Source organism: Streptomyces xanthophaeus (assembly GCF_000725805.1).
GTDB lineage: Bacteria > Actinomycetota > Actinomycetes > Streptomycetales > Streptomycetaceae > Streptomyces > Streptomyces xanthophaeus.
Genome location: NZ_JOFT01000084.1, coordinates 1 through 1,811 on the forward strand (window position 1 = coordinate 1; position 1,811 = coordinate 1,811).

A 1,811-nucleotide genomic window follows, 5' to 3' on the forward strand; every position below is an offset into this window, starting at 1 on the left:
CGCCGCGAGGTCCGCAAAACGCTCACCCGGTACCCGGCACCCACCCAGCACCGCCAACCGGACAGAGCCGCCCGGCTGACCGGTCACCGCAGTCCAGTCCAGCCGGAAGAGGGCGTTCTGCCCGCCTCCTTGAGCACTCGCCAACTGCGCCTGGTCGACCGGCCGCACCGTCAGCGCGTCCACGGCCACGACCAGCGCCCCGCGCTCGTCGACCACGTCGATGCGCATGGCGGACTCGCCGGACCGGCTGATCCGAGCCCTCACGTGCGACCCGACAGCGGCTCCGGCGCCGTGGCCCAGCCGGACCCCCGACCAGGAGAACGGCAGGTCCACACCGGCGGCCAGGTCCTTCTCCGCCAGCGCACCGTGCAGCACCGCGTCGAACAGGGCCGGATGCAGACCGAACCCGTCATCGGCCGCATCCTCGGGCAGCGCCACTTCCACGAAGAGGTCACCGCCCGCACGCCAGGCCGCACGCAGCCCCTGGAACACCGGCCCGTACTCGTAACCGCCGTCGGCCAGCCGTGCGTAGAGCCCCTCGACGGCAACCGGCGCCGCCGCAGCGGGCGGCCAGGTCCCGGGGAACGGCGTCGCGGGCTCGGCCTTCGAGGTCAGCCAGCCGCGGGCGTGGCAGGTAGCCGCCTCCCCCGCTTCCTCGGGCCGGGAGTACACCGCGACCTCACGCCGTCCGTCACCGTCGGCCGCACCCACGGTCACCTGCACCTGACGCGCACCATCCTCGGAGAGGATCAGCGGCGCCTGGAGCACCAGCTCCTCCACGACCGGGGAGCCGGTCAGACCGCCCGCGTTGAGCGCAAGCTCGACGAGCGCGGTGCCGGGGACGATGACCGTGCCGTACACGGCGTGGTCCCGGACCCACGGCGACGAGTCCGGGGAGAGGCGTCCGGTGAACACCCACTCGTCCCGGTCCCCGACCGGAACCGCCGCGCTCAGGATCGGGTGATCCATCCTGCCGAGACCGGCGGCTGCCGGATCCCCGGAGGCGGCAGTCTGAGAGAGCCAGTACCGCTCGCGCTGGAAGGCGTACGTGGGCAGCTCGACGCGCTGCGCGCCGGAGCCCGCGTAGTACGCATCCCAGGCGATCGGCAACCCGGCCACGTGCGCCTGACCCAGGAATCCGGCGAAGGCCTCGGCCTCCCCGACACGAGCACGCAGCACCGGCGCGAAGACAGCCCCGTCGGCGTCGAGGGTCTGCTGGGCCAGCGCCGTCAGGACGGCATCGGGACCCACCTCGACGAAACGGGTCACACCTTCGTCGGCGAGCGTCCGGATGCCGTCCGCGAAGCGGACCGCTTCCCGCACGTGGGAGACCCAGTACCCGGGGTCGGTCAGCTCATCAGTGACGAGCGCGCCGGTCAGGTTCGATACGACGGTCACCTGCGGCTGGTGGAACGTCAGACCCTCAGCGATGGCTCGGAACTCGTCGAGCATCGGCTCCATCAGCGGCGAGTGGAACGCGTGACTGACGCGCAGACGCGTCCGAGTGGAACGCGTGACTGACGCGCAGACGCGTCGTCTTGCGGCCCAGCTCCTGCCACTGGGGCAGCCACTCCTCGACCGCATCCAGCGCACCCGAAACGACCACGGCCAGCGGACCGTTCACCGCCGCGACCGACAGACGGCCTTCGAAGCCGGCCAGCGACTCCGCGACCTCGGCCTCGGTCGCCTGAACCGCAACCATCCCGCCGCCGGCAGGCAGCGCACCCATCAAGCGGCCACGCGCGGCCACAAGCTTGCACGCATCGGCCAGCGACAGAACCCCCGCCACGTGGGCGCAGGCCAGCTCGCCG

General features: G+C 72.3%; 2 protein-coding genes. Both read right to left on the reverse strand.

The features are described from left to right. The coding region (locus tag IO30_RS43920; RefSeq protein WP_245234248.1) for a polyketide synthase dehydratase domain-containing protein at positions 1-1,461 on the reverse strand (1,461 nt) is incomplete at its 3' end. Then, the coding region (locus IO30_RS47250) for an acyltransferase domain-containing protein (protein ID WP_245234257.1) at positions 1,424-1,811 on the reverse strand (388 nt) is incomplete at its 5' end. The genes IO30_RS47250 and IO30_RS43920, both read right to left, overlap by 38 nt.